Raw genomic sequence first — 25,631 nt, forward strand, 5'->3', positions numbered from 1 at the left:
ACCGACGCTGAGGAGAGATGCTCTGGTGCCCGGAACGAATCTGACCCGTGAGGAAGCACAGCAGCGGGCGCGGCTGCTCAGCGTCGACTCGTACGAGATCGACCTCGACCTCTCCGGCGCGCAGGAGGGCGGCACCTTCCGGTCCGTCACCACCGTGCGCTTCGACGTCTCCGAGGCCGGGGCGGACTCCTTCATCGACCTGGTGGCGCCGGCCGTGCACGAGGTCGTGCTGAACGGCGCCGCGCTCGACGCCGCCGAGGTCTTCGCGGACAGCCGGATCGCGCTGCCGGGCCTCAAGGCCGGGCGCAACGACCTGACGGTCGTCGCGGACTGCGCCTACACCAACACCGGTGAGGGTCTGCACCGGTTCGTGGACCCCGTGGACCAGCAGGCCTACCTGTACACCCAGTTCGAGGTGCCGGACGCCCGCCGCGTCTTCGCCTCCTTCGAGCAGCCGGACCTGAAGGCGACGTTCCAGTTCACCGTGAAGGCCCCCGAGGGCTGGACCGTCGTCTCCAACTCGCCGACCCCGAAGCGCCCGGCCGACAACGTCTGGCGCTTCGAGCCGACGCCCCGCATCTCGACGTACATCACCGCGCTGATCGCGGGCCCGTACCACGCGGTGCACAGCACGTACGAGAAGGACGGGCAGACCGTCCCGCTGGGCATCTACTGCCGCCCGTCGCTGGCCGAGTTCCTCGACGCCGACGCCATCTTCGACGTCACCCGGCAGGGCTTCGACTGGTTCCAGGAGAAGTTCGACTACGCCTACCCCTTCGCCAAGTACGACCAGCTCTTCGTGCCGGAGTTCAACGCGGGCGCGATGGAGAACGCGGGCGCGGTCACCATCCGCGACCAGTACGTCTTCCGCTCGAAGGTCACGGACGCCGCGTACGAGGTGCGCGCGGAGACCATCCTGCACGAGCTGGCCCACATGTGGTTCGGCGACCTGGTCACCATGGAGTGGTGGAACGACCTCTGGCTGAACGAGTCGTTCGCCACCTACACCTCCATCGCCTGCCAGGCCTACGCCCCCGGCAGCAAGTGGCCCCACTCGTGGACGACCTTCGCCAACTCCATGAAGACGTGGGCGTACCGGCAGGACCAGCTGCCCTCCACCCACCCGATCATGGCGGACATCCGCGACCTGGACGACGTGCTCGTCAACTTCGACGGCATCACCTACGCCAAGGGCGCCTCCGTCCTCAAGCAGCTCGTCGCCTACGTGGGCATGGACGAGTTCTTCACCGGCGTGCAGGCCTATTTCAAGGAGCACGCCTTCGGCAACACCCGCCTGTCCGACCTGCTGGGCGCGCTGGAGAAGACCTCCGGCCGCGACCTGAGCACGTGGTCGAGGAAGTGGCTGGAGACCGCCGGCATCAACGTCCTGCGCCCCGAGGTCACCACGGACGCGGCCGGCGTCATCACCGCCTTCGCCGTCCGGCAGGAGGCCCCCGCGCTGCCCGCCGGCGCCAAGGGGGAGCCGACGCTCCGCCCGCACCGCATCGCGATCGGCCTGTACGAGCACGAGGACGGCAAGCTGGTCCGCAAGGACCGCGTCGAGCTCGACGTCGACGGCGAACTGACCGAGGTCCCTCAGCTGGTCGGCAGGGCCCGCCCCGCGGTCGTGCTGCTCAACGACGACGACCTGTCGTACGCCAAGGTGCGCCTGGACGCCGAGTCCCTGGCGACCGTCACCCAGCACCTGGGCGACTTCGCCGAGTCCCTCCCCCGCGCGCTGTGCTGGGCCTCCGCCTGGGACATGACCCGTGACGGCGAGCTGGCCACCCGCGACTACCTCGACCTGGTCCTCTCGGGCGTGGCCAAGGAGTCGGACATCGGCGTGGTGCAGTCGCTCCAGCGCCAGGTCAAGACCGCCATCGACCTGTACGCGGCGCCCACCTGGCGCGAGACGGGCCTCGCGAAGTGGACCGAGGCCACGCTGGAGCACCTGCGCGCGGCCACCCCCGGCAGCGACCACCAGCTGGCGTGGGCCCGGGCCTTCGCCGCCACCGCCCGCACCGACGAGCAGCTCGCCCTGCTCGCCGGCCTGCTGGACGGCAGCGAGTCCATCGAGGGCCTGGCCGTGGACACGGAGCTGCGCTGGGACCTGCTCGGGCGGCTCGCCGCCACGGGCCGGGCGGACGAGAAGGCCATCGCCGCCGAGCTGGAGCGCGACAAGACCTCGGCGGGCGAGGAGCACGCCGCCTGGGCCCGGGCCGCCCGCCCGACGGCCGAGGCCAAGGCCGAGGCGTGGGCCTCGGTCGTCGACTCCGACAAGCTGCCCAACGCGGTGCAGGAGTCGGTCATCGGCGGCTTCCAGCAGTCCGACCAGCGCGAGCTGCTCGCCCCCTACGCCGAGAAGTACTTCGCGGTGGTCAAGGACGTCTGGGAGAAGCGCAGCCACGAGATGGCCCAGCAGATCGCGGTCGGCCTGTACCCGCTGCTCCAGGTCTCGCAGGAGACGCTGGACGCGACGGACGCCTGGCTGGCGTCGGCGGAGCCGAACGCCGCGCTGCGCCGTCTGGTCACGGAGTCGCGCGCCGGGGTCGAGCGGGCCCTGCGCGCCCAGGCGGCGGACGCGGCGGCCGCCTCCTGACCGGCTGACCCCCCAAGCGCCGAGGGCGCCGCGGACCGTGGTGGTCCGGGGCGCCCTCGGGCATGCCGGCGGCGGTGCGGGAGGTCAGGCGTCCCGCTCCGCCCTCGCCCGGCGCCGGGCGAGGAGCGCCTCGCGCTTCTCGTCGAACTTCCGCGCCTGGTCGTCGAGGCCGCCCATGAACAGGCCCAGCTCCTCCTGGGCGCGCAGGCCCTCGGGGCCGAGCCCGCCGATCTGGAGGACCTTGAGGAAGCGCAGCACCGGCTGGAGCACGTCGTCGTGGTGGATGCGCAGGTTGTAGATCCCGCCGATGGCCATCTGGGCGGCCGCGCGCTCGAAGCCGGGGATGCCGTGGCCGGGCATCCGGAAGTCGACCACCACGTCGCGCACCGCGCTCATCGTCTGGTCGGGCGCCAGCTCGAAGGCCTTCCCCAGCAGGTTGCGGTAGAAGACCATGTGCAGGTTCTCGTCGGTGGCGATGCGCGAGAGCATGCGGTCGCAGACCGGGTCACCGGAGTGGTGGCCGGTGTTGCGGTGCGAGATGCGGGTGGCCAGCTCCTGGAAGGCGACGTAGGCCACCGAGTGCAGCATGCTGTGGCGGTTGTCGGACTCGAAGCCCTCCGACATGTGCTGCATGCGGAAGCGCTCCAGGGCGACCGGGTCGACGGCGCGCGAGGTGAGCAGGTAGTCCCGCATCACGATGCCGTGCCGGCCCTCCTCCGCCGTCCAGCGGTGCACCCAGGTGCCCCAGGCGCCGTCGCGGCCGAAGAGCGAGGCGATCTCGTGGTGGTAGCTGGGGAGGTTGTCCTCGGTCAGCAGGTTGACGACGAGGGCGGTGCGGCCGATCGCGGAGACCTTGGACTGCTCGGGGGCCCAGGCCTCGCCGCCCATGACGCCGTCGAAGTCACGGCCCTCGCTCCACGGCACGTACTCGTGGGGCATCCACTCCTTGGCCACCTTCAGGTGGCGGTCGAGCTCGGTGGCGACGACCTCTTCGAGGGCGTACAGCAGCTTGGTGTCGCTCCATGCCCGGCCATGACTGAGGGTGGGGGCTGTGGTCACGGACGGCTCCTGCCTGGGGGGATCTACTTACGGCCCCGTAGGTTACGTCACCGTAAGTTAAAGACTCCATAAGAACTGATCGCGGGGCCCGCGCACCCGGCCCGGAGACGACGGAGCCACGCCGTCCCCACCAGGGCGGGAGGCGTGGCGGCAGGCGGAGGCGGCAAGCAAAAAACCGGCTGCGGCTCCGCACGGGGCGGGCCGCAGCCGGCTGAGGGCTGCGTCGGGACGAGAGGGGTCAGCGCGTACGCGGGTGGTGGGTGTGGTGCGCGTGCGTGCGGGGGTTGTCCGAACCCCGGGCGAGCACCATGGTCAGACCCGCGATGACGAGGAAGAGGACGATCGGTGCGGCCACGTAGAGGCCGAGCGTGTTGATCGTGCTCAGGTGCGGGCCCGGGTCGTCGCCGTCGTCGCGGGTGAGCGCGAACGCGGGGGACGACATCAGCAGCAGCATCAGCGTGCCGGCGGAGATGGCACCGGCGCGCACGGCGTTCTTGTTGACCTTATTGCTCACGGCCTCAACGTATCGGACCCCCGCGCGCCGCGCGCGTCCGGGGTGGCCTATCGGCGTCCCCCGGCCCCCCGCACCTCCTCCATCAGCGCGTGCAGCCGGGGTGAGGCGGCCAGTTCCTCCAGCGACAGGGGCCGGCCGGCGGAGTCGGCGAGGGGCAGCCGCCAGTTCGGGTACTGGTCCCAGGTGCCCGGCAGGTTCTGCGGGCGGCGGTCGCCCACCGCGTCCGGCAGCCAGACGCCGATCAGCCGCGCGGGGGTCAGCAGCAGGAAGCGGTGGACGGCCCGGACCGCGGCCTCCTCGTCGCCCGGCCCCTCCGGGAGCAGGCCGAGCCGCCCGAACAGGGCGAGCCACTGCGCGACGGCCGCCGCGTCCTCCCGCTGCTCCTCGGCCAGGGGGCGGGTGAGCAGGCCGAGGCGGTGCCGCAGCGCGACGTGGTCGCCGGTGAGCCGGGCGGCGGTGCTGGGCAGGTCGTGGGTGGTGGCGGTGGCCAGGGCGCCGGGGCGCCAGCGCTCGGGGGGCAGCGGCTCGTCGCCGCCCTCCTCGCCCTTCTCGCCCGTCCCGTAGGACCGCTCGAACCACAGCACCGACGTGCCCAGCACCCCCCGCTCGGCCAGCGCCTCGCGGACTCCGGGCTCGACCGTGCCCAGGTCCTCGCCGACGACCACGGCGCCGGCGCGGTGCGCCTCCAGGGCGAGGACGCCCAGCATGGCCTCGGCGTCGTAGCGCACGTACGTGCCGCGGCCGGGCTCGCAGCCCTGCGGCACCCACCACAGCCGGAACAGGCCCATCACATGGTCGACGCGCAGGGCTCCCGCGTGCCGGAACAGGGCCCGCAGCAGCTCCCGGTACGGGGCGTGGCCGGTGGCGGCCAGGGCGTCGGGCCGCCAGGGCGGCAGGCCCCAGTCCTGGCCGCGCGGGCTGAAGGCGTCGGGGGGCGCGCCCACGGACATGCCGGCGGCGAAGGCGTCCTGCTGGGCCCAGGTGTCGGCACCCGACGGGTGCACGCCCACGGCCAGGTCGTGGACCAGGCCGATGCGCATCCCGGCCTCGCGGGCGGCCCGCTGGGCGGCGGCGAGCTGCCCGTCGGTGAGCCAGGCGAGCCAGCAGTGGAAGTCGACGCGGTCGAGCAGCTCGCCACGGGCGCGGGCCGTGCGGGCCGAGCGGGGGTCCTTCAGCGCCCCGGGCCAGGCCCGCCAGTCGGGACCGTGCACCTCGGCGAGGGCGCACCACGTGGAGTGGTCGTCGAGGGCCTGGCCCCGCTCGGCGAGGAAGGCGTCGTAGGCGGCGCGCCGGCCCGGGCCCAGCGGTACGGCCCGCACGAGCTCCAGCGCCCGGCGCTTCAGTTCCCAGACGGCGTCCCGGTCGATCAGCGCGCCGTCCCGCAGCACGGCGTCGCGCAGCCCGGCGGCCCGGGCCAGGAGCCGGTCCGCCTCGGCCCGGGCCTCGCCGGAGAGGTGGGCGAACTCGGGCACCTCCGTCACCCGCAGGTGGACGGGGTCGGGGAAGCGGCGGGAGGAGGGGCGGTAGGGCGAGGGGTCGGTGGGCGGGCCGGGGACGGCGGCGTGCAGGGGGTTGATCTGGACGAAGTCGGAGCCGAAGGCACGGCCCGACCAGGCGGCCAGCTCGGCGAGGTCGGCGAGGTCGCCCATGCCCCAGGAGCGGGCGGACAGCAGGGAGTAGAGCTGGACGAGGAAGCCGTGGGCGCGCTCGGGGGGTGCCGGCAGCCGGCCGGGGGCGACGATCAGGGGGGCGCTCGCGGACCGGCCGTCGGGGGCGTGGGCGCGCAGCACGTGGCCGCCGAGCGGGAGGGGCGCGGCGCCGTCCCAGGCGAGGGCCCGGCCGTCCTCGGTGTCCACGCGCAGGGTGGTGCCCTCGGGGAGGGCCGGCAGCCGTTCCCCGCCGGGGCGCAGGACGACCGTGGGCGGCAGCAGCCGGGTGCGCTCGGCCCGTTCGCGGGCTTCCAGGGCGTCGCGGACGGCCCTGGGGGTGGAGGCGTCGACGCCCAGGGCGGCGAGGACGGCGACGACGGTGTCCTCCGGCACCGGCACGCTGCGGCCGGGGGCGCTCTCGTAGGAGGTGGCGACGCCGTGCGCCGCGGCAAGGCGCGCTCTGTCCATGGAAGGCCTCCGTCGTCGCCCCGTGCCGATTGCCAGTGCCTACCCACGCCCCGAGGCGGCCCACACACTTTCGGGTCCCCGCGCCTCGACGCGCCGGGCATTACCGGCAGTTCGGTCAGCTGCGTTGACATGCTCCACGCCTGGTGATGGGCTCGTCGCCCGACCGGACGTTCCCCCACGCCGTCCCCTCCCGTCACCGGGGCCCCGTCCCCGGGCCCCCGGCCCACGGCGCCGGAGCGGGGGCGGGAACGGGCGGATCCACCCGGAAAAGACCCTGGGGGCGAGGAGAAAGCCATGCGGTTCCTGGGCAGCGACCCCTGCCACGGGCGTGCGGCCGGCCCGGGCCGGCCGGCCCGGCCGGGCCCCCGCCGGGCCGGGGTCACCGTGCTGACCGCCGCCCTGCTCGGCGGGCTGCTCGGCAACGCCACGGGCGCCCTCGCCGAGCCCCGCCCCGGCGACGCCGCCGCGGCGGCCGGCTCCCCCGGCACCCCGGACCGGGAGGCCGCCGGCGCCCTGCCGCCAATCTGGCCGCGCCCGCAGTCGGCGCGCGCCCAGGGCCCCTACGTCCGCGTGGGTGAGGACGTCACCCTCATGGCCGACCAGGGCACCGACCCCCGCACGATCGAGGCGCTGCGCGCGATCCTGCACGCCCTGGGCGCCCGCACGGTCGTGGACGCCCAGCCGGGCGGCACGCCGCCGCCGAGCGGCCTGATCGTCCAGGCGGGCGGTCTGGGCGCCGAGGACGCCCTGCGGGCGCTCGGTGCCGGGCCCCTCGACGACCTGCCGACGGGCGGCTACCGGCTGGCCACGGGGCAGGTGGACGGCAGGCCGACGGTGGCCCTGGCGGGCGTGGGCGAGGACGGGCTGTTCCACGCGGCCCAGACCCTGCGTCAGCTGGCGGTGGACCACGACGGCGGGAAGGCGTTCGCCGGGGCGGTGATCCGCGACTGGCCGGGCACGGCGGTGCGCGGGCTGACCGAGGGCTTCTACGGGCAGCCGTGGTCGCTGAGCGAGCGGCTGGCGCAGCTGGACTTCATGGGCCGCACCAAGCAGAACCGCTATCTGTACGCGCCGGGCGACGACCCGTACCGCCAGGCCCGCTGGCGCGACCCCTATCCCGCCGAACAGCGCGCCGCCTTCCGGGAGCTGGCCGAGGGGGCCCGTCGCAACCACGTGACGCTGGGCTGGGCCGTCTCGCCGGGCCAGGCGATGTGCTTCTCCTCCGCGGAGGACGTGCGTGCGCTCAAGCGCAAGGTCGACGCGATGTGGGCGCTCGGCGTGCGGGCCTTCCAGCTCCAGTTCCAGGACGTCAGCTACAGCGAGTGGCACTGCGGCGCGGACGCCGACGCGTTCGGCTCCGGTCCGAAGGCCGCGGCGAAGGCGCAGGCGAAGGTGGCGGGGGCGCTCGCCGAGCATGTGGCCGGCAAGGGCCCCGAGGCGGCGCCGCTGTCGCTGCTGCCCACCGAGTACTACCAGGAGGGCCGCACCGCCTTCCGGCGGGCGCTGGCCGACGCGCTCGACCGGCGCGTGGAGGTGGCGTGGACGGGCGTGGGCGTCGTGCCCAAGACGATCACCGGCGGTGAACTGGCCGAAGCCCGCGCGGCCTTCGGCCACCCGCTGGTGACGATGGACAACTACCCGGTCAACGACTTCGCGCAGGACCGCCTCTTCCTCGGCCCGTACACCGGCCGGGAGCCGGCCGTCGCCGCCGGCTCGGCCGCGTTGCTGGCCAACGCCTCCGCGCAGCCCACCGCTTCCCGCATCCCGCTGTTCACCACCGCCGACTACGCCTGGAACCCCCGGGGTTACCGGCCCGAGGAGTCCTGGCGGGCGGCCGTCGCCGACCTGGCCGGCGACGACGCGGCCAGCCGCGAGGCGCTGGGGGCGCTGGCCGGCAACGACGCGTCGTCGGTGCTGGGCGGCGAGGAGTCCGCGTACCTCAAGCCGCTGCTGGACGAGTTCTGGGCCGCCCTCTCGGCCGCCGACGCGGGCCGGCTCTCCACCGCCGCCGACCGGCTGCGGGCCGCGTTCCGCACGATGGCCGGGGCCCAGAGCCGGCTCGGCCCCGCCCTCGGCGGCGAGGTGCGGCCCTGGCTGGAACAGCTGACCAGACACGGCGAGGCCGGCGTGCGGGCCGTCGACATGCTGACCGCCCAGGCCCGTGGCGACGGCGCCGCCGCCTGGCAGGCACAGCTGGACGTGCAGCGGCTGCGCGAGAGGATCCGGGCCGGCCGGGCGACCGTGGGCAAGGGCGTGCTGTCCCCCTTCCTGGACCGGGCGCTGGCGAGCGCCAACGGCTGGACCGGCGTCGACCGCCCGGTGCGCACCGCCGGCGAGGCCACCGACGGCGCCCCGGCCACCGCCGTGGTCCCGCGGCCGGGCGCGCCCCTGGACGTGCGGCTGCCCGAGCCGCACCCGCTGACCGTGGTCACCCTGCTCACCGACCCGGCGCCCGGGGTGCACGGCACGGCCTGGGCCCACGACGCGGCCGGCGGCTGGCAGCGGCTGGGGCCGCTGTCGGACAGCGGCTGGACGCAGGTGCCGGGCAAGGGCGTGCGGGCCGACGCGCTGCGCGTGGTGTGGGAGGGGAACACGGCGGCCGCGCCGCCCGCGGTGCACGAGGTCGCGCCCTGGTACGCCGACACCCCCACGGCCGATTTCGAACTGACGCCCGGCACGACGGACGCGGAGGCCGGCGGGCGGCCGGCGGTGCTCCAGGCCCGGATGATCAACCGGCGGCCGGAGCCGGTCACCGAGAAGCTCGTCGTCAAGGCCCCCCAGGGCGTCACCGTCAAGGCCCCGGCGGAGCTGACCGTGGCGCGCGGCGGCGTGGCCACCGCCCGGATCGAGCTGTCGGTCCCGGCGGGGGCGCCGGCCCGGGACCTGACCGTGCCGGTCAGCCTGGGCGGCCAGGAGCGGACGGTGACCGTCCGGGCGTACCCGCCGACCGGGGACACCGATCTGGCGCGCGGGGCGCGCGCGACGTCCTCGGGCGACGAGGCGGCGCGCTTCCCGGCCTCGGCGGCGATCGACGGGGATCCGCGGACCCGCTGGTCCTCCCGGCAGCGGGACGACGCCTGGTGGCAGCTGGAGCTGGGCCGCCCGGTGCGGCTGGGGCGTCTGGTGCTGCACTGGCAGGACGCCCACCCGGTCCGCTACCGGATCCAGGTGTCGCCGGACGGCCGCACCTGGCGGGACGCGGCGGTCGTCACCGACGGCAAGGGCGGGACGGAGTCCGTGCGCATGGACGCACCGGACGCACGCTTCGTGCGGGTCCAGGGCGAGAAGCGGGCCACCCGCTTCGGCTACTCGCTGTGGACGGTCGAGGCGTACGCCGTGCGGGAGCCGGGCAAGGACGGCGGAGCGCAGCAGCCGCACTGAGGCCGGCGGCCCGCGCGCCCGAGACCGGGCCATCGCCGGGCAGGGGCCACCGCACCGGGTGCCCCTGCGACGATGGCCCGGTCGTCTCAGGCGGAAATGCCGTCGATCCGGGCCATCGCGTCCTCCGCGCCGTATGCCTCCAGGTAAGGCAGCCAGCGCGGGTCCCTATGGCCCGTGCCGATGATCCGCCACGCCAGACCGGTCGGCGGTGCCGGCTGGTGGCGCAGCCGCCAGCCCAGCTCGGCGACGTGGCGGTCGGCCTTGACGTGGTTGCAGCGGCGGCAGGCCGCCACCACGTTCTCCCAGGCGTGCTGCCCGCCCCGGCTGCGCGGGACGACGTGATCGACGCTGGTTGCGACGCCACCGCAGTACGCGCAGCGCCCGCCGTCACGGGCGAAGAGTGCACGGCGGGTGAGCGGGACGGGGCCGCGAAAGGGGACCCGCACGAAGCGCTTCAGCCTGACGACGCTGGGTGCGGGGATGGTGCAGGACGCGCTGTGCAGATAGGCGCCGGTGTCCTCGAGGCTGATGGCCTTCTCGTTGAGGACGAGGATGAGCGCGCGGCGGAGCGGTACGACGCCGAGCGGCTCGTACGACGCGTTGAGGACCAGGACATGCGGCACGGGTGCCTCCTTGTACGCCGGCGGCGCGTGGCTCGCGCCGGGACGATCTCCTGCAAGTGTCCCCTGGCCCCTGGCCGAAGCGCCACCATCACCGGGTAACGGGTCTCAGGTGTTTTGGAGCACATCTCGACCACGCACGCGCAAGACCCGTCCCATATCGAACAGAACAACGGAGCACCTTGTCTGCCCCGTTAGTGTGGTGGGTCTGCCCCGCGCCGCTTCTCGACGCGGGTCTGTCCCACACCGGAGGGTTCCTGCTGTGTTCTGGTCCGCTGCCCTGGCCGCAGACTCGCCGCCGCCCGCCGCGCCGTCCCTGGGCGAGGCCACGCGCACGGCGAACGACGCCGCGGGCTGGGTCGAGGAGAACTGGTCCGTCTGGCTCAGCAACGGCCTGCGCATCATCCTGATCGTCGTGATCGCGGTCGCCATGCGCTCCCTGATCCGCCGCGCCATCACCAAGCTCATCGCGCGCATGAACCGCACGGCGCAGGCGGTCGACGGCACCGCCCTGGGCAGCCTGCTCGTCAACGCCGAGCGGCGCCGGCAGCGCTCGGAGGCCATCGGCTCGGTCCTGCGCAGCGTCGCATCGTTCCTGATCATGGGAACGGCGTCGCTGACGGTGCTGTCCGTCCTCAAGATCAACCTGGCGCCGCTGCTGGCCAGCGCCGGTGTGGCGGGTGTCGCCATCGGTTTCGGCGCCCGGAACCTGGTCACCGACTTCCTCTCCGGCGTCTTCATGATCCTGGAGGACCAGTACGGCGTGGGCGACGAGGTCGACGCGGGCGTCGCCACCGGTACGGTCATCGAGGTGGGCCTGCGCGTGACCAAGCTGCGCGGCGCGAACGGCGCCATCTGGTACGTGCGCAACGGCGAGGTCAAGCGCATCGGCAACCTCAGCCAGGGCTGGGCCATGGCCGAGGTGGATGTCACCCTCCGCTACGACGAGGACCTGGACCGGGCCCGTACGGTCATCGCGGCCGCCGGCGAGGAGATGGCCAAGGAACCGGCCTGGACCGAGAAGATCTGGGAGCCGGTCGAGGTCATGGGCCTGGACTCCGTGACGCTCGAGTCGGTGGTCGTCCGGGTGCAGGCCAAGACCATGCCGGGCTCCGCCGCGGGCGTCGCGCGCGAGCTGCGCTGGCGGATCAAGCAGGCGCTGGACCTGGCGGGCATCCGCATGGGCGCCCCGCTGCGCGTGGCCGAGGAGGAGCCGGCGCCGCTCCCCGACCCGACGGCGGCCGTGGCCGCGCCCTCGGCCCTGAACAACCCCACGTCGCCGCAGTCGCAGGCCACGACGCCGATACCGCAGCCGGCCCCGGTGCCGCCCGGGGCGACCCTCGGGAAGTAGCCGCCGCGGGCGGCCAGCGCGAGGGCTCCCTCACCGCCGATGTGGCGAGGGAGCCCTTCGTCGTCTCCGGTGCGCCCCGCGCGGGAGGCTCAGCCCTCCTGGAGGACCTTGTCCAGGAACTGGTCGACGTTGCCCCGCATCCGGGCCACGCGCTCCTCCACGGAGAGCGACTCCTTGTACCGCATCGTCATCAGCGGCACCTTCTTGCCGCGCACGTACAGCGGGCAGGCCAGGTCCGCGCAGATGTAGGCGCCGACCGTGTTGCCGTCGCGCCCGGAGGCGCCGACCTTGCGGGCGGCCAGCAGGGAGACGCCCGAGCCGGGGTGTCCGGTCAGGCAGAGCGAGCACATGGTGGTCTTCGTGAAGCTCCGGGGGCCGCCCTGCGGCACGCGCAGGGTGACGCCGGCCGGCTTCCCGTCCCGCACGGTGACGAGATAGCCGCGGTCCGGGGCGCCCGGGTCGCGCCAGCCCAGGAAGTCGAGGTCCTCCCAGGGCAGGTCCGCGAGGTCCCGGGGCAGGCTGATCCTGCGGGCTTCCCCCTTGGAGCAGTTGACGAAGGAGGCGCGTATGTCGTTCTCGCCCAGTGGTTCCATGAGGCGCGAACCTAACAGCGGGACGGCCGTGACGTCGCGTGAATTTCCGTGGCCCGGACACCTGCCCGGGGGGCGACCCCTTGACGCCCCGCCGGGCACCCGCATAGCTTCCCCTCACCGATAGGAAACCTTCTTTACAGACCTGGGCCGGCGCCGTGGCGCCGGCACCGGCGTCGTCGAAGGGCGGGTGCTTCAACGCCATGGCCGCAGCCGGTACCCCCGGAACACCACGCGTCCTGCGGGCCATGAACGACCGTGCCGCGCTCGACCTGCTGGTGGCCCACGGCCCCCTCACCCGCACCCGGCTCGGCGAGCTGACCGGGCTGTCCAAGCCCACCGCCTCCCAGCTGCTGGGCCGCCTGGAGGCGGCCGGCCTGGTCCGCGCCACCGGGAACGTCACCGGCCGGCCCGGCCCCAGCGCCCTGCTGTACGAGGTGAATCCGGGCATCGCGCACGTCGCCGCCCTCGCCGTGGACGAGGAGGGCATCTCGGCGGCCGTCGCGGACATCACCGGCGCCGTGCTGGGCGAGCACCGCACCCGGGCGCGGGCCACGGACGAGCCGGGGCGCGCCCGCACCGTCGAGCAGGTCGCCGAGGCGTTCACGGCGGCGCTCGGCGCCGCCGGGATCACCGCGCGCGACGTCCACCGCACCGTCGTGGCCACCCACGGGGCGCTCGATCCGCGCACCGGGCGGCTGCGCTACGCCGCGCACCTGCCCGGCTGGAGCTCCCTCGTGCTCCCCGACGACCTGGCCGAGGCCACCGGCACGCCGGTCACGATCGAGAACGACGTCAATCTGGCCGCCCTCGCCGAACGTCACGAGGGTGCCGCCCGGGACTGCCGGAACTTCGTGCTCCTGTGGGCCGACGAAGGGGTCGGCGCCGCCGTCGTGCTCGGCGGCACCCTGCTGCGGGGTGCGCACGGCGGCGCCGGCGAGATCGGCTACATGCCCCTGCCGGGGGCGCCGCTCGCGCGCGGCGGCCCCGAGACCTTCGCGGGCCCGGACGCCGGGGGCGGCTTCCAGATGCTCGCCGGCTCGCCCGCCGTCCTCCGGCTGGCCCGCGCCCACGGCATCGACGCGGCGACCGTGTCCGAGGCGCTGGCCCTGGCCGCCGCGACCCCGGGGGCGGGCGAGGCGGTCCTGGCCGAGCTCGCCGCCCGCCTCGCCACGGGTCTGGCGGCGGTCGTGGCCGTCGTCGACCCCGAACTGGTGGTGCTCTCCGGCGAGGTCTGCCGGGCCGGGGGCGAGCGGCTGCGCGACCTGGTCGAAACGGAACTGACCGGACTGGCCCTTCCTCGGCCGCGGCTGCGGCTGAGCGCCCTCAAGGAGGCACCGGTGCTGACCGGGGCGCTCCAGGTCGCGCTCGCGGACGTACGGGACACCGCCTTCGACACCGCCTGAAACCGGCCCGCTCCCCCGTTCCGCCCGCGTCGTCTCCCCACCCGCCCGTCGCGATGGAAGGACTGCCATGCCGCGCAGCCGTCGCCGGTTACCCCCGACCGTGCTCCTCCCCCTCCTGATGATCGCGGGGCTGCTGCTGCCCGGCTGCGCCAACCCCGGTGCCGGAAGCGCCGCCGACGACCCGACCCGGCCCGTCACCCTGCGGTTCTGGCACGGCTGGTCGGAGAAGCGCGAGGTCAAGGCGATCGACGACTCCCTCGCCCGGTTCCACCGGCTCCATCCGAACATCCGGGTGAAGACGACGGGCAACGTCACCGACGCCACCGTGAACCAGGCGCTCCGGGCCGGCGGGGGCGCCGCCCCCGACGTGGTCTCGTCCTTCACCACCAACAACGTGGGCCAGTACTGCTCGTCGGGCATGTGGGTCGACCTCGACCCGTTCCTCGCGAAGTCGGGCGTCGACAAGACGGCCGTCTTCCCCCGGACGCTGCTGGACTACTCCGCCTACGAGGGCAGGCAGTGCGCGCTGCCGCTGCTCGCCGACGCCTACGGGATGTACTACAACCTGGACGCCTTCGAGAAGGCGGGCGTCTCCCGGGCGCCGCGCACCCTGTCCGAGCTGAAGGAGACCGCCGTCAAGCTCACCGAGCGCGCGGCCGACGGCTCGTACCGGCAGCTCGGCTTCATGCCGAACCTCCGGCTCTACCAGAACAGCGTCGACCGGTTCTTCGCCCAGTGGGGGCCGCGGTACTTCGACGACAAGGGCAAGTCGGCGCTCGCCCGGGAGCCCGCCACGAAGCGGTTCCTCACCACGCAGCGGGACCTCGTCACGGCGCTCGGCGGCTACGGCCCGCTGGAGACCTTCCGCGCCACGTTCGGCGAGGAGATGTCCTCGCAGAACGCCTTCCTCACCGGAAAGCTGGCGATGCACATGGACGGTGAATGGCGCGGCCTGATGCTGGCGAAGGCCGCACCGGGATTCCGCTGGGCCACCGCCCCGATGCCGGTGCCGGACGACCGGGCCGACACCTACGGCCGGGGCTATCTGACGGGCACGGTCGCCGGCATCGCCCACAGCAGCAAGCACCAGAACGCCGCCTGGGAGCTGGTGAAGTTCCTGACGACCGACACCGACCAGGTCGTCGCCTTCGCGAACGCCATCCACAACGTGCCGTCCACGAACGCCGCGCTCGCCTCACCGCGGCTCGACGCCGACCCCGCCTTCCAGACCTTCCTCCGCATCGCCCGCGACCCGCGCAGCACCGGCATGCCGCCCTCGGTCAACGGCGGGCAGTACATCGTCACGTTCCAGGACTTCGCCTACGACGTCGAGGCGGGCAAGGTCCGCGACCTGGACAAGGGGCTGCGCGCGCTCGACCGGCAGATAGACGACGACAACCTCCAGTCCGCCACCTGAGGAACCCCGCCATGGCCCCCCGCTCCCCCGCCCCCGGACTGCGCCGCAAGCACCTGCGCCGACGGCTGCGCACCCTCGGCTTCCTCTCCCCCTGGCTGGTCGGCTTCACCGTCTTCTTCGGCTACCCGCTCGTCGCCACCGTCTACTTCTCCTTCATGCACTACAACCAGATCCGGGCGCCGTCCTTCGTGGGGCTGCGCAACTGGAAGTACGTGCTCGGCCAGATGCCGCTGTTCGGACCGGCCCTGTGGAACACGCTGTGGCTGGTGGTGGTGATGGTGACCCTGCGGGTGGTCTTCGGGCTGGGCGTCGGGCTGCTGGTCACCCGGCTCACGTCCGGGGTGGGGCTGTTCCGCACCGCCTTCTACCTGCCCTGCCTGGCGCCGCCGGTGGCCGCGACCGTCGCCTTCGTCTTCCTGCTGAACCCGGGTACGGGACCGGTCGACGAGGCCCTGTCGGCGCTCGGCGTCACCGCCCCCCGGTGGTTCAACGACCCCGACTGGGCCAAGCCGTCGCTGGTGCTGCTGTCGCTGTGGGGCGTCGGCGACCTGATGGTGGTCTTCATGGCGGCCCTGCTGGACGTGCCCCGGGAGCAGTACGAGGCCGCCGAGCTCGACGGGGCGGGGGCGCTGGCGAAGTTCCGCTACGTCACCTGGCCGTCGATCACTCCCGTCGTGATGTTCGCGGTCGTGACGGGCGTCGTGCAGACCATGCAGTACTACACGCAGGCGCTGGTCGCCGGGAAGCTGGCCTCCGGCGTCAACACCGGCCCCGGCTCGACCGTCCAGCCGGGCTATCCCGACCACTCCACGCTCACCGTGCCGCAGCTGATCTACTCGCTCGGCTTCCAGAACTTCAACACCGGTGCCGCGTGCGTGCTCTCGCTCGTGCTCTTCGTCATCGCCATGGCGGTGACCTCCCTGCTGATGCGCAGGCGAGCCGGTCTGCTCACCGCGGAGGACTGACCCATGACGACGCGCAGGCGCTCCGGCCGCACCACCCGCGGCCGGGTCCTCCACTGGATAGCCGTGCACACCACGGCTGTGGCGGCGGCCCTGTTCTTCCTCCTGCCGTTCGTCTTCGTCTTCCTGACGTCCGTCATGAGCGACGAACAGGCCATGAGCGGCGAGCTGTGGCCGCGCGGCTGGCACTGGTCGAACTACGAGGCCGTGCTCGACGCCCCCGGATTCCTCGACTGGTGGCGCAACTCGCTGATCTACGCGGGGCTGGGCACGCTCTTCGCCGTGTGCTCCTCCCTGCCGGTCGCCTACGCCCTGGCGAAGTTCCGCTTCCGGGGCCGGCGGCCGGCGGTGCTGCTGGTCGTCGCCACGATGATGCTGCCGCCGCAGGTGGTGGTCGTCCCGATGTACCTGGTGTGGGCCCAGCAGCTGCACCTGTCGGGCTCGCTGTGGCCACTGATCGTTCCGCTCGCCTTCGGCGACGCGTACTCCATCTTCCTGCTGCGGCAGTTCCTGCTGACGATCCCCCGCGAGTACCTGGAGTCGGCGAAGGTGGACGGCTGCGGCGAACTGCGCACGCTGACGCGGATCGTCGTGCCGATGGCCAAGCCGGGCATAGCGGCGGTCGCGCTCTTCCAGTTCTTCTTCTGCTGGAACGACTACTTCGGACCGCAGATCTACGCCGCGCAGAACCCGGGCGCCTGGACCCTCTCCTACGGCCTGGAGTCGTTCAAGAGCGCCCACGGCGTCAACTGGAACCTGACGATGGCGGCGACGGCGCTGGTCATGGCCCCGGTCGTCCTCGTCTTCTTCTTCGCCCAGAAAGCCTTCGTCGAAGGCGTCACCCTCACCGGAGTAAAGGGCTGATCGACATGAAACTCGCAGTGGTCGGCGGAGGCTCGACCTACACCCCGGAACTCGCCGACGGGTTCGCCCGGCTGCGCGACGCGCTGCCGGTGACGGAGCTGGTGCTCGTCGACCCGGTCGCGGACCGGCTGGAGCTCGTCGGCGCCCTCGCCCGGCGGATCTTCGCCCGGCAGGGCCACCCCGGCCGGGTCTCCTGGACCGGCGACCTGGACGCGGCCGTCGACGGCGCCGACGCGGTGCTGCTCCAGCTGCGCGTCGGCGGTCAGGCGGCCCGCGACAAGGACGAGACCTGGCCGCTGGAGTGCGGCTGCGTGGGCCAGGAGACGACCGGTGCCGGCGGCCTCGCCAAGGCGCTGCGCACGGTGCCCGTGGTGCTCGGCATCGCCGAGCGGATCAGGCGCCGCAACCCCGGCGCGTGGATCGTGGACTTCACCAACCCGGTCGGGATCGTCACCCGTGCCCTGCTGACGGCCGGGCACCGGGCCGTCGGGCTGTGCAACGTGGCCATCGGCTTCCAGCGCAAGTTCGCGAGGCTGCTGGGGGTCGCCCCGGAGGAGGTGTCGCTCGACCACGTCGGCCTCAACCACCTCACGTGGGAGCGCGCGGTGCTCGTGGGCGGCGAGGACGTGCTGCCGCGCCTGCTCGCCGAGCACGGCGACGCCGTCGCGGCCGACCTGCGCATGCCGCGCGGGCTGCTGGACCGGCTGGGCGCCGTGCCCTCGTACTACCTGCGCTACTTCTACCAGCACGACGAGGTCGTGCGGGAGCTGAAGGGCAGGCCCTCGCGGGCGGCCGAGGTCGCGGAGATGGAGAAGCGGCTGCTGGCGCTGTACGCCGACCCGGCGCTCGACGAGAAACCGGAGCTCCTCGCCCGGCGCGGCGGCGCCTTCTACTCGGAGGCGGCCGTCGCGCTGACCTCCTCGCTGCTGACGGGCGCCGGTGACGTCCAGGTGGTCAACACGTTCAACAGCGGCACCTTCCCCTTCCTGCCCGACGACGCCGTGATCGAGGTGCCCGCGGCGGTGGACGCGCGCGGCGCCCACCCCCTGCCCGCACGCCCCCTGGAGCCGCTGTACGCGGGTCTGGTCGCCCATGTGACGGCGTACGAACAGCTGGCCCTGGAAGCGGCCCTCAAGGGCGGGCGCGACCGGGTGTTCGAGGCACTCCTGGCGCATCCCCTGGTGGGCCGGATCGCCCAGGCGGACCAGCTGACCGACAGCCTGATCGCTCACAACCGGGAGCACCTCGCGTGGGCGTGACCGCGGCGCTGCTCGCCGTGGACGCGGGCAACAGCAAGACCGACGTGACGCTGGTGGACACCGGCGGCCGGGTGCTGGCGTCGGCGCGCGGCGGGGGCTTCCAGCCGGTACGCACGGGCACCGGGCCGGCGGTGGCGGACCTGGCGCGGATCGTGGCCGAGGTGGTGGAGAGGGCCGCTCCGTGCGGTGCGCCCCGTGTGGCGCACGTCCAGGCGTGCCTGGCCAACGCGGACCTGCCGGTGGAGGAGGAGCGGCTGACGGCGGAGATCGCCGCCCAGGGGTGGGCCCCCTCGGTGACGGTCGTCAACGACACCTTCGCCCTGCTGCGCGCCGGGCTGCCCGACGGGGGCGAACCCACGGGCGTGGCCGTCGTGTGCGGGGCCGGCATCAACTGCGCGGGGCTCGCGCCCGGCGGGCGGACGGCCCGCTTCCCCGCCCTCGGCCGGATCTCCGGCGACTGGGGCGGCGGCGGCTACCTCGCGGAGGAGGCGCTGTGGCTGGCGGCCCGCGCGGCGGACGGCCGGGGCGAGGCCACGGCCCTGTCCGCCGCGCTGCCCGCCCACTTCGGGCTGGCCGGCATGGCGGAGCTCGTGGAGGCCCTGCACCTGGGACACGTCCCGTGGGAGGACCGGTACCGGCTGACGCCGGTGCTCTTCGCGGTGGCCGCGGCCGGTGACGAGGTCGCGCGGACCGTCGTGGTGCGCCAGGCCGAGGAGGTGGTCACGATGGCCACCACCGCGCTGGCCCGGCTGGACCTGCTGGAACACGAGGTCCCGGTGGTGCTGGGCGGTGGGGTGCTCGCGGCCGGCCACCGGCTGCTGCACGAGCGGATCGGGGCGCTCCTGGCCCGGCGCGCCCCGCTGGCGGTGCCCCGGGTGGTGACCGCCCCGCCCGTGCTGGGCGCGGCGCTGCTGGCCCTGGACCACGCGGGGGCGCCGGAGACGGCCCACGCCCGGCTGCGCGCCCACTACGCCGGCGGCTAGCGCCCGGACTCGTACGGGAACCGAACAGACCCGGCACACGTGTAGAGAAGGGACGGCCGGCACGGACGCCCCGTCGTGAAGATCCCGATCCGAACAAGATCGATGCACGACCGGTGTGTTTGTCAGTCCCTGCGGCCATACTGCTGGCCGGGCACCCGTCCTGGCGCCGCCGCACCGGCGCCGGGACACCGCCGGCGACCAAGGGGGAGGTCACGTGTCATCAGGGCAGCCGGATCCTGGCACGCGACGCACTGCCTGGCGCGAGGGCGTGGACCGGCTGAGAGCCTCGGCCACGACCGAACCGGGCAGACTGCGCATCATCGGGGCCGCCCTGGCCGGCCTGCTGGTCCTGTTCGGCGCCGTCACCGCCTGGCAGGTCACCGACCGCGCGGCGGCCGCGGACGCCGTGGTCGGGCGCAGCCAGCCGCTGAGCGCCGACGCCGCCGACATCTACCGCTCGCTCGCCGACGCCGACACCACCGCCGCGGGCGGCTTCCTCGCCGGGGGGCAGGAGCCGGCCGCGGTCCGGCGGCGGTACGAGCAGGACATCTCCCTCGCGTCCGAGCTCCTGGTGCGGGCGTCCGCCAACACCAGCGGCTCGGACACCGCGCGCCGGCAGATATCCCTGCTCAACGCGCAGCTGCCGCTCTACACCGGTCTCGTGGAGACCGCCCGCGCCACCAACCGGCAAGGCCTCCCGCTGGGCGGCGCCTACCTGCGCTATGCGAGCGAGCGGATGCGCGAGGAGCTGCTGCCCGCCGCCCGGGGGCTGTACGAGGCCGAGACGGGCAGGCTGGGCGCCGACTACGCCCGCGCCGAGGCCTGGCCCTGGGCCGCGCTGGGCACCGGCGCCCTGGCCCTGGGCGCCCTCGGCTGGGCCCAGCGCCGCAACTACCTGCGCACCAACCGGGTCCTCAACCGGGGGATGCTGGCAGCCACCGGCGCCGCCACGCTGACGCTGCTGTGGCTCGCGGCCGGCCACGGCCTGGCCCGCGCCCAGCTGGGCGACTCCCACGAGCACGGGGCCAGGTCCCTCCAGGTGCTGAACGAGGCCCGGATCGCCGCGCTCCAGGCCCGGGGCGACGAGAGCCTGACCCTGGTGGCGCGCGGCGCCGTGCTCACTCCGGGCGGCGACGACGCCTACGAGGCCGGCTATCTGACGGGCATGCACCGGCTGATCGGCGGCACCGGCCCGGACGCCGGAGCCGGCAGCCTGCTGGACCGGGCGCGCTCCCTGGCGGACGGCTCCACGGGGCGCGAGCCGGTGACCGACGCGATGGAGGCCGTACGGGAGTGGCAGCGGCGGCACGCCGACGCCCGGGCCGCCGACGTCGGCGGCTACTACGAACGCGCGCTGCCGAAGGTGATCGGCGACAAGGACAGCACGGCCGAGACGTTCGACCGGGTGGACACCGCGCTGCGCCGGGCCCTGGTGAGCGAGCAGGGCGACTTCCGGCGCGCCGCGGACGGCGGGCGCGACGCGCTCACCGGACTGGCCGCCGGAGCCGCCGTGCTGGCCGTGCTGGGCGCCGCGGGCGCGGTGCTCGGCATCGGGCGCAGGCTGTCGGAGTACCGGTGACGCGGGGAGGCGGGGGCATGGGCGGGCGGTCCGGGGGAGCGGTCGCGGCGGCGGTGCGGGCCGCGCCGTGCGCGGTGGCCGTGGTGGCCGCCGCGGTGCTGTGGCCGGTCCCCGCGGACGCCGGCGGCGCTCACCGGGCGGCCCCCGCGGCGGCCCGCCCGCCGGCCGGCCCGGCGTCCGCCGCGTGCGCGGACCCGGAGGCCAGCCTGCGGCCGCGGACCACCGACGGCCCGGCCGTACGGCGCATCAAGGACCGCGGCCGGCTGATCGCGGGCGTCGACCAGAACAGCTACCGCTGGGGCTACCGCGACCCGGCCACCCGCGAGCTGAGCGGCTTCGACATCGACCTCGTACGGGCCGTGGCCAAGGCCGTCCTCGGCGACCCCGACAAGGTCACCTTTCTGGCGATCCCCACCAACCAGCGCATACCCGCGCTGGAAAAGGGCAAGGTGGACATCATCGCGCGCACCATGACCATCAACTGCGACCGGATCAAGCAAGTCGCCTTCTCGACGGCCTATTTCGAGGCCGGGCAGCAGGTGCTGGCCCCCAAGGGCTCACCGGTCACGGCGTTCGACGACAGCCTGAAGGGGAAGAAAGTCTGTACGGCCAAGGGCTCCACGGGCGAGAGCGAGCTGAGGCACGAGTCGCACGGCGCCTCCGTGCTGACCGTGCCCAACCAGCTCGACTGCCTGGTGCGGCTCCAGCTGGGACAGGTCGACGCGGTGATCACCGACAGCGCGCTGGCCGCCGGGCAGGCGGCCCAGGACCCGTCCGTGCGACTCGTCGGCAAACCGTTCACCACCGAGTCGTACGGCGTGGCGATGAACCTGGGCGACGAAGACCTGGTACGCCGGGTCAACGCAGTACTGGAGGACTATCGCCGCGGCGGCGACGACAGCCCCTGGATGCTGGCCTACCGCAAGTGGCTGGCGGCCGACCTCAAGGGGATCACCGCGCCGCCGCAGCCGAAGTACAAGGACTGACGGACCCTGCGGCGCGCGCCGCGGACACGACAGGAGAGGGGATCGATGGCGGTCGCGGGGCCCACCGGGCCGGCCTTGAGCCGCGAGGAGGTGGACCGTGCGCTGGCGAGGCTCGCCGCGGAGCACGAGGCCGTCGAGTCCTCGCTGCTCGCCCTCCAGGACCACGCCGGCCGGCGGCTCCTGGAAGGCGCCGAGCTGAACGGCACCACCCTGAGCCGGTGGACGGCCACCGAGCAGCTCATCACCCAGCTGTGGGTGTACTTCGACGCCTACACCGACGCGCTGGAGTCGGCCCGCGAGCTGCGCGGCCGCCGGCGCTGGCCCACCCAGACGGAGCTGTCCGAGCTCACCGACCTGCTCTCGGGCACCGCCCTGATCCTGCCCTCCGGCCCCCCGGCGGCCACCGCGCTCGCCCTGGGCCCCGCCGCCCGGCTCAGCGAGCGCATGAGCCTGACGGAGCTGGTCGAGCGGATGAACGGCTGGTACGCCCAGGCGCTGGACGTGGTCGTCACGGCCGACGCCGTCTGGTCCGCGCTGCCGGCCCGCATCGACCTGCTCGCCGCCGAGCTGCAGCGCACCCGCGCCCTCGCCCACTCCGTGGGCGTGCGTCCGGGCGAGCACCCCTCCGGCGACGACCTGGAGGAGATCGCCCGCGAACTGGCCGCGCTGCGATCCGAGGTGATATCGGATCCGCTCGCCTTCTGGGCCGGCGCCTCCCCCAGCGCGGCCCCCGGTGGCGGCCGCCCCGACACCACCCGCTACGACCGCGCCGCCCGGGCCCTGGAGGACGTGCGCCGGGAGGTGGAAGCCGTGCTGGACGTCCGGCAGGACGCCGAGCAGCGGCTGATGCGCGTGCGCGACGTCCTCTCGCGCGCCGACCGCACCCTCGGCGAGGCCCGCCTGGCGCGGACCGAGGTCCTCTCGAAGATCGCCGCCTATGAGGTGCCGGCCGTCTCCGGGCCGCCCACCGCGCTGTACGAGCAGCTGTCCGCCGCCGCCGAGCACCGCAGGCACGCCCGGTGGCACCGGCTCTCGCCGCTCCTGGACGGCCTGGAGCAGCGGGCCGACGAGGAGCTGCTGCGGGCCCGCGAGTCGCTGACGGCGGTGACCGCGCCCCTGGCCGTCCGGGCCGAGCTGCGCGGCCGCCTGGACGCGTACAGGGCGAAGGCGTCGCGGCTCGGGCTGGCCGAGGACCTCTTCGTCGTCGAGCGGTACGACGTGGCGCGGCGCATGCTGTGGAGCGCGCCCTGCGACCTGGTCGCCGCGGAGAACGCGGTCCTGCGCTACCAGCGGGCCGTGACGGGCACGCCGGACCCGCCGGCCGGGCCGGCCGCCGCGGGGCCCGCCGACCACAGGGGGGACGCGTGAACGGCACGAGCTGTCAGCGGCAGGACTGCGCCGGTTCGTACGAGGACGTCGGCGGCGGCGAGTTGTACTGCGACGTCTGCGGGCTCGCCCCGGTCGTCTCGCCGGGCGGGCGGCTCTCCTCGCCGGCCACGGGCGTCACGCGCCCGGGCGGGCGGGGCGGGGCCGTGGCCGAGGGCCAGGTCGGCCCGGGTTCCGGCCGTTCGTCCTCCGGTTCCGGTTCCGGCTCCTCGTCCGGACCGTCGCGGCGGGGCTCGGCCGGCTCGGGACGTTCCTCCCGGTCGTCGGGCTCGCGGCGCTCGGTGTCCGGCCGGCTGTCCCTGTCGGCCTCCGCCGACACCGAGGGCACGGGCCCGCCGTCGGTGTCGGTGCGCAGCGGCCGGCAGTCCACCGGCGGCTCGTCCGGCCGGCACCGGCTGGGCGCCGGCCTGGTGGCCATGCCGGGCGTGCCGCGGCCCGATCCGCGCACCGCCGTGCTGGCCGACCCGGAGGTGCCCGAGCGCAAGCGGTTCTGCAGCAGGAGCGACTGCGGTGCCGCGGTGGGGCGTGCGCGCGGTGACCGGCCCGGGCGCGTCGAGGGCTTCTGCACCAAGTGCGGCCACCCGTATTCGTTCGTGCCCAAGCTGCACCCGGGCGACGTGGTGCACGGCCAGTACGAGGTGGCCGGCTGCCTCGCGCACGGCGGACTGGGCTGGATCTACCTGGCGATCGACCGCGCGGTCTCCGACCGGTGGGTGGTGCTCAAGGGCCTGCTCGACACGGGGGACGAGGACGCGCTGGCCGCCGCCGTCTCCGAGCGGCGCTTCCTCGCCGAGATCGAACACTCCAACATCGTGCGCATCTACAACTTCGTCGAGCACCTCGACCAGCGCACCGGCAGCCTCGACGGCTACATCGTCATGGAGTACGTGGGCGGGAAGTCGCTCAAGGAGATCGCCAACGACCGGCGCGCCCCCGACGGCAGACGCGACCCGCTGCCGGTCGAGCAGGCGTGCGCCTACGGCATCGAGGCCCTGGAGGCGCTGGCCCACCTGCACAGCCGCAACCTGCTCTACTGCGACTTCAAGGTCGACAACGCCATCCAGCAGCAGGACCAGCTCAAGCTCATCGACATGGGCGCGGTCCGCCGCATGGACGACCACGACAGCCCCATCTACGGCACGGTCGGCTACCAGGCCCCCGAGGTCGCCGAGGTGGGCCCCTCGGTGGCCTCCGACCTCTACACGGTGGCGCGCACCCTGGCCGTGCTCACCTTCGACTTCCAGGGCTACACGAACGTCTTCGCCGCCAGTCTGCCCGACCCGGGCCACATCGAGGTCTTCGGCCGCTACGAGTCCTTCTACCGGTTGCTGGTGCGGGCCACCGACCCCGATCCGGCACGGCGGTTCGCGTCCGCCGACGAGATGGCGGAGCAGCTGACGGGGGTGCTGCGGGAGATCGTGGCGCTCCAGACGGGCACGCCCCGGCCCGCGCTGTCCACGTTGTTCGGGCCGGAGCCCAAGGTGGTGGACACCGCGCTCTTCCGGGCCCGCACCGACGACGTCTCGGCGCTGGGCGCGCGGGTGACGAGCCGTCGGGCGCGGGGGGCCGCCGCCGCGCCGGCCGCGGGCCCGGTGCCCGCGGGCGGCGCGGCCGCCGTGGCCGTCGCGCCCCTCGACGCGCGGGCCGCCGCGCTGGCCCTGCCGCTCCCCCGGGTCGACGCCGACGACCCCAACGCGGGCTTCCTGGCCGGGCTCCTCGCCTCCCAGCCGGCCGAGCTGGACGCCGCCCTGCGCGCCGCCCCCGTGGACTCGCCGGAACTGCGGCTGCGCCGCGTCCGGGCCCGGCTGGAGCTGGGTGAGGACGAGCCGGCGGCGCAGACGCTCGCCGCGCTGGAGGCCGCCCGGCCCGACGACTGGCGCACCATCTGGTACCGGGGCGTCCACGCGCTCGCCACCGGCGACCACGAGCGGGCCGCCCTGTCCTTCGACGCCGTCTACGACGCGTTCCCCGGCGAGCCCGCCCCGAAGCTGGCGCTGGGCGTGTGCGCGGAGACGCTCGGCCAGCTCGACAACGCCGCCGAGTACTACCGGCTGGTGTGGTCGACCGACCCCGGTTTCGTCAGCGCCGCCTTCGCGCTGGCCCGGGTGCGGCTCGCCGCCGGTGACCGGGCCGGCGGGGTGAGCGCGCTGGAGTCCGTGTCGGAGGCGTCCATCCACTATACGGCGGCGCGCATCGCAGCCGTGCGCGCCCGGCTGCGGCAGCGCTCCCCGCGGGAGGCCCGGCTGGGCGACGACCTGCGGGCGGCCGCCGGGCAGGTGGAGCGGCTCGCGGACTTCGGGCTGGACGCGGTGCGGCGCGAGCAACTGGCGACGGAGGTGCTGGGCACCGCCCTCGACTGGGTGCTGTCCGGCGGCGGCACGGCCGGCGGCGCGCCGCCGGACTCCGGGCCGCTGCTCGGCAGCGCCCTGGACGAGCGGGGCCTGCGGTTCGGGCTGGAACGCTCGTACCGCGTGCTGGCCCGGCTCGCCCAGCGCGGTGAGGAACGGATCGAACTGGTGGAACGGGCCAACCGTTACCGCCCCAGGACATGGGTGTGA

General features: G+C 74.4%; 18 protein-coding genes. 13 read left to right on the plus strand and 5 right to left on the minus strand.

Translation table 11 applies throughout. From position 1 onward, the window contains the following. Positions 1-25 precede the first annotated feature (25 nt). On the plus strand, positions 26-2,599 hold the full coding sequence (pepN, locus tag CYQ11_RS10185; RefSeq protein WP_099200505.1) for an aminopeptidase N: 2,574 nt from the start codon (positions 26-28) through the stop codon (positions 2,597-2,599). A gap of 84 nt (positions 2,600-2,683) precedes the next feature. On the opposite strand, the gene CYQ11_RS10190 is transcribed toward pepN, so the two are convergent. The 3 genes from CYQ11_RS10190 to malQ form a co-directional block, all read right to left on the minus strand. Next, the gene (locus CYQ11_RS10190) at positions 2,684-3,658 is read right to left on the minus strand and encodes an acyl-ACP desaturase (protein WP_099200504.1); all 975 of its coding nucleotides are present in this window, start codon (positions 3,656-3,658) and stop codon (positions 2,684-2,686) included. Between the two features lie 238 nt (positions 3,659-3,896). Continuing rightward, positions 3,897-4,172 carry a hypothetical protein gene (locus CYQ11_RS10195; RefSeq protein WP_240003504.1) on the minus strand — a complete coding sequence of 92 codons (276 nt, stop codon included), beginning with the start codon at positions 4,170-4,172 and terminating at the stop codon, positions 3,897-3,899. A gap of 47 nt (positions 4,173-4,219) precedes the next feature. Beyond that, positions 4,220-6,289: a 4-alpha-glucanotransferase gene (gene malQ, locus CYQ11_RS10200; protein WP_104650980.1), complete on the minus strand. Its 2,070-nt coding sequence runs from the start codon at positions 6,287-6,289 to the stop codon at positions 4,220-4,222. A 294-nt stretch (positions 6,290-6,583) separates the two neighbouring features. Here malQ and CYQ11_RS10205 point away from each other — a divergent pair, with 294 nt between their 5' ends. Then, the gene (locus CYQ11_RS10205; RefSeq protein WP_099200502.1) at positions 6,584-9,670 is read left to right on the plus strand and encodes a glycoside hydrolase family 84 protein; all 3,087 of its coding nucleotides are present in this window, start codon (positions 6,584-6,586) and stop codon (positions 9,668-9,670) included. Positions 9,671-9,756: 86 nt separating this feature from the next. Here CYQ11_RS10205 and CYQ11_RS10210 read toward each other — a convergent pair whose 3' ends face one another. After that, positions 9,757-10,293: an HNH endonuclease gene (locus CYQ11_RS10210; RefSeq protein ID WP_099200501.1), complete on the minus strand. Its 537-nt coding sequence runs from the start codon at positions 10,291-10,293 to the stop codon at positions 9,757-9,759. 259 nt (positions 10,294-10,552) lie between these two features. On the opposite strand from CYQ11_RS10210, the gene CYQ11_RS10215 reads away from it, so the two are divergent. Then, a complete protein-coding gene (locus tag CYQ11_RS10215; RefSeq protein ID WP_099200500.1) occupies positions 10,553-11,641 on the plus strand; it encodes a mechanosensitive ion channel family protein in 1,089 nt (362 codons plus the stop codon). 89 nt (positions 11,642-11,730) lie between these two features. Here the strand turns inward: CYQ11_RS10215 and CYQ11_RS10220 are convergent, their stop codons facing one another. Beyond that, positions 11,731-12,234, minus strand: a complete 504-nt coding sequence (locus CYQ11_RS10220; protein ID WP_099200499.1) for an FBP domain-containing protein — start codon at positions 12,232-12,234, stop codon at positions 11,731-11,733. A 245-nt stretch (positions 12,235-12,479) separates the two neighbouring features. On the opposite strand from CYQ11_RS10220, the gene CYQ11_RS10225 reads away from it, so the two are divergent. From CYQ11_RS10225 to CYQ11_RS10270, 10 genes are all read left to right on the plus strand, one after another. Continuing rightward, a complete protein-coding gene (locus tag CYQ11_RS10225; protein ID WP_099200498.1) occupies positions 12,480-13,637 on the plus strand; it encodes an ROK family transcriptional regulator in 1,158 nt (385 codons plus the stop codon). A 67-nt stretch (positions 13,638-13,704) separates the two neighbouring features. Further along, a complete protein-coding gene (locus CYQ11_RS10230; RefSeq protein ID WP_099200497.1) occupies positions 13,705-15,054 on the plus strand; it encodes an ABC transporter substrate-binding protein in 1,350 nt (449 codons plus the stop codon). An 11-nt stretch (positions 15,055-15,065) separates the two neighbouring features. Continuing rightward, entirely contained in the window at positions 15,066-16,019 is a 954-nt protein-coding gene (locus CYQ11_RS10235; RefSeq protein ID WP_099200496.1) for a carbohydrate ABC transporter permease, read from the plus strand. 3 nt (positions 16,020-16,022) lie between these two features. Further along, positions 16,023-16,880, plus strand: a complete 858-nt coding sequence (locus CYQ11_RS10240; RefSeq protein ID WP_099200495.1) for a carbohydrate ABC transporter permease — start codon at positions 16,023-16,025, stop codon at positions 16,878-16,880. A gap of 5 nt (positions 16,881-16,885) precedes the next feature. Next, positions 16,886-18,139 (plus strand): 6-phospho-beta-glucosidase, encoded by a 1,254-nt coding sequence (locus CYQ11_RS10245; protein ID WP_099200494.1) that lies wholly within the window; start codon positions 16,886-16,888, stop codon positions 18,137-18,139. Beyond that, a complete protein-coding gene (locus tag CYQ11_RS10250) occupies positions 18,130-19,122 on the plus strand; it encodes an N-acetylglucosamine kinase (protein WP_099197743.1) in 993 nt (330 codons plus the stop codon). The genes CYQ11_RS10245 and CYQ11_RS10250 overlap by 10 nt, the downstream gene beginning before the upstream one ends. Positions 19,123-19,336: 214 nt before the next feature. Further along, a complete protein-coding gene (locus CYQ11_RS10255) occupies positions 19,337-20,701 on the plus strand; it encodes a GlnX family signal transduction membrane protein (protein ID WP_181143628.1) in 1,365 nt (454 codons plus the stop codon). A gap of 17 nt (positions 20,702-20,718) precedes the next feature. After that, a complete protein-coding gene (locus CYQ11_RS10260) occupies positions 20,719-21,687 on the plus strand; it encodes a glutamate ABC transporter substrate-binding protein (RefSeq protein WP_099200492.1) in 969 nt (322 codons plus the stop codon). Positions 21,688-21,732: 45 nt separating this feature from the next. After that, entirely contained in the window at positions 21,733-23,055 is a 1,323-nt protein-coding gene (locus tag CYQ11_RS10265) for a coiled-coil domain-containing protein (RefSeq protein WP_099200491.1), read from the plus strand. Next, positions 23,052-25,631 (plus strand): serine/threonine-protein kinase, encoded by a 2,580-nt coding sequence (locus CYQ11_RS10270; protein WP_099200490.1) that lies wholly within the window; start codon positions 23,052-23,054, stop codon positions 25,629-25,631. Before CYQ11_RS10265 ends, CYQ11_RS10270 begins: the two co-directional genes overlap by 4 nt.

The organism is Streptomyces cinnamoneus (assembly GCF_002939475.1).
GTDB lineage: Bacteria > Actinomycetota > Actinomycetes > Streptomycetales > Streptomycetaceae > Streptomyces > Streptomyces cinnamoneus_A.

Bases quoted from the DNA above. Each gene is read 5' to 3' on its own strand.
- CYQ11_RS10220 (WP_099200499.1), bottom strand. From the start codon at position 12,234: ATGGAACCACTGGGCGAGAACGACATACGCGCCTCCTTCGTCAACTGC.
- CYQ11_RS10245 (WP_099200494.1), top strand. From the start codon at position 16,886: ATGAAACTCGCAGTGGTCGGCGGAGGCTCGACCTACACCCCGGAACTC.
- CYQ11_RS10230 (WP_099200497.1), top strand. From the start codon at position 13,705: ATGCCGCGCAGCCGTCGCCGGTTACCCCCGACCGTGCTCCTCCCCCTC.
- malQ (WP_104650980.1), bottom strand. From the start codon at position 6,289: ATGGACAGAGCGCGCCTTGCCGCGGCGCACGGCGTCGCCACCTCCTAC.
- CYQ11_RS10240 (WP_099200495.1), top strand. From the start codon at position 16,023: ATGACGACGCGCAGGCGCTCCGGCCGCACCACCCGCGGCCGGGTCCTC.
- CYQ11_RS10235 (WP_099200496.1), top strand. From the start codon at position 15,066: ATGGCCCCCCGCTCCCCCGCCCCCGGACTGCGCCGCAAGCACCTGCGC.
- CYQ11_RS10260 (WP_099200492.1), top strand. From the start codon at position 20,719: ATGGGCGGGCGGTCCGGGGGAGCGGTCGCGGCGGCGGTGCGGGCCGCG.
- CYQ11_RS10225 (WP_099200498.1), top strand. From the start codon at position 12,480: ATGAACGACCGTGCCGCGCTCGACCTGCTGGTGGCCCACGGCCCCCTC.
- CYQ11_RS10265 (WP_099200491.1), top strand. From the start codon at position 21,733: ATGGCGGTCGCGGGGCCCACCGGGCCGGCCTTGAGCCGCGAGGAGGTG.
- CYQ11_RS10205 (WP_099200502.1), top strand. From the start codon at position 6,584: ATGCGGTTCCTGGGCAGCGACCCCTGCCACGGGCGTGCGGCCGGCCCG.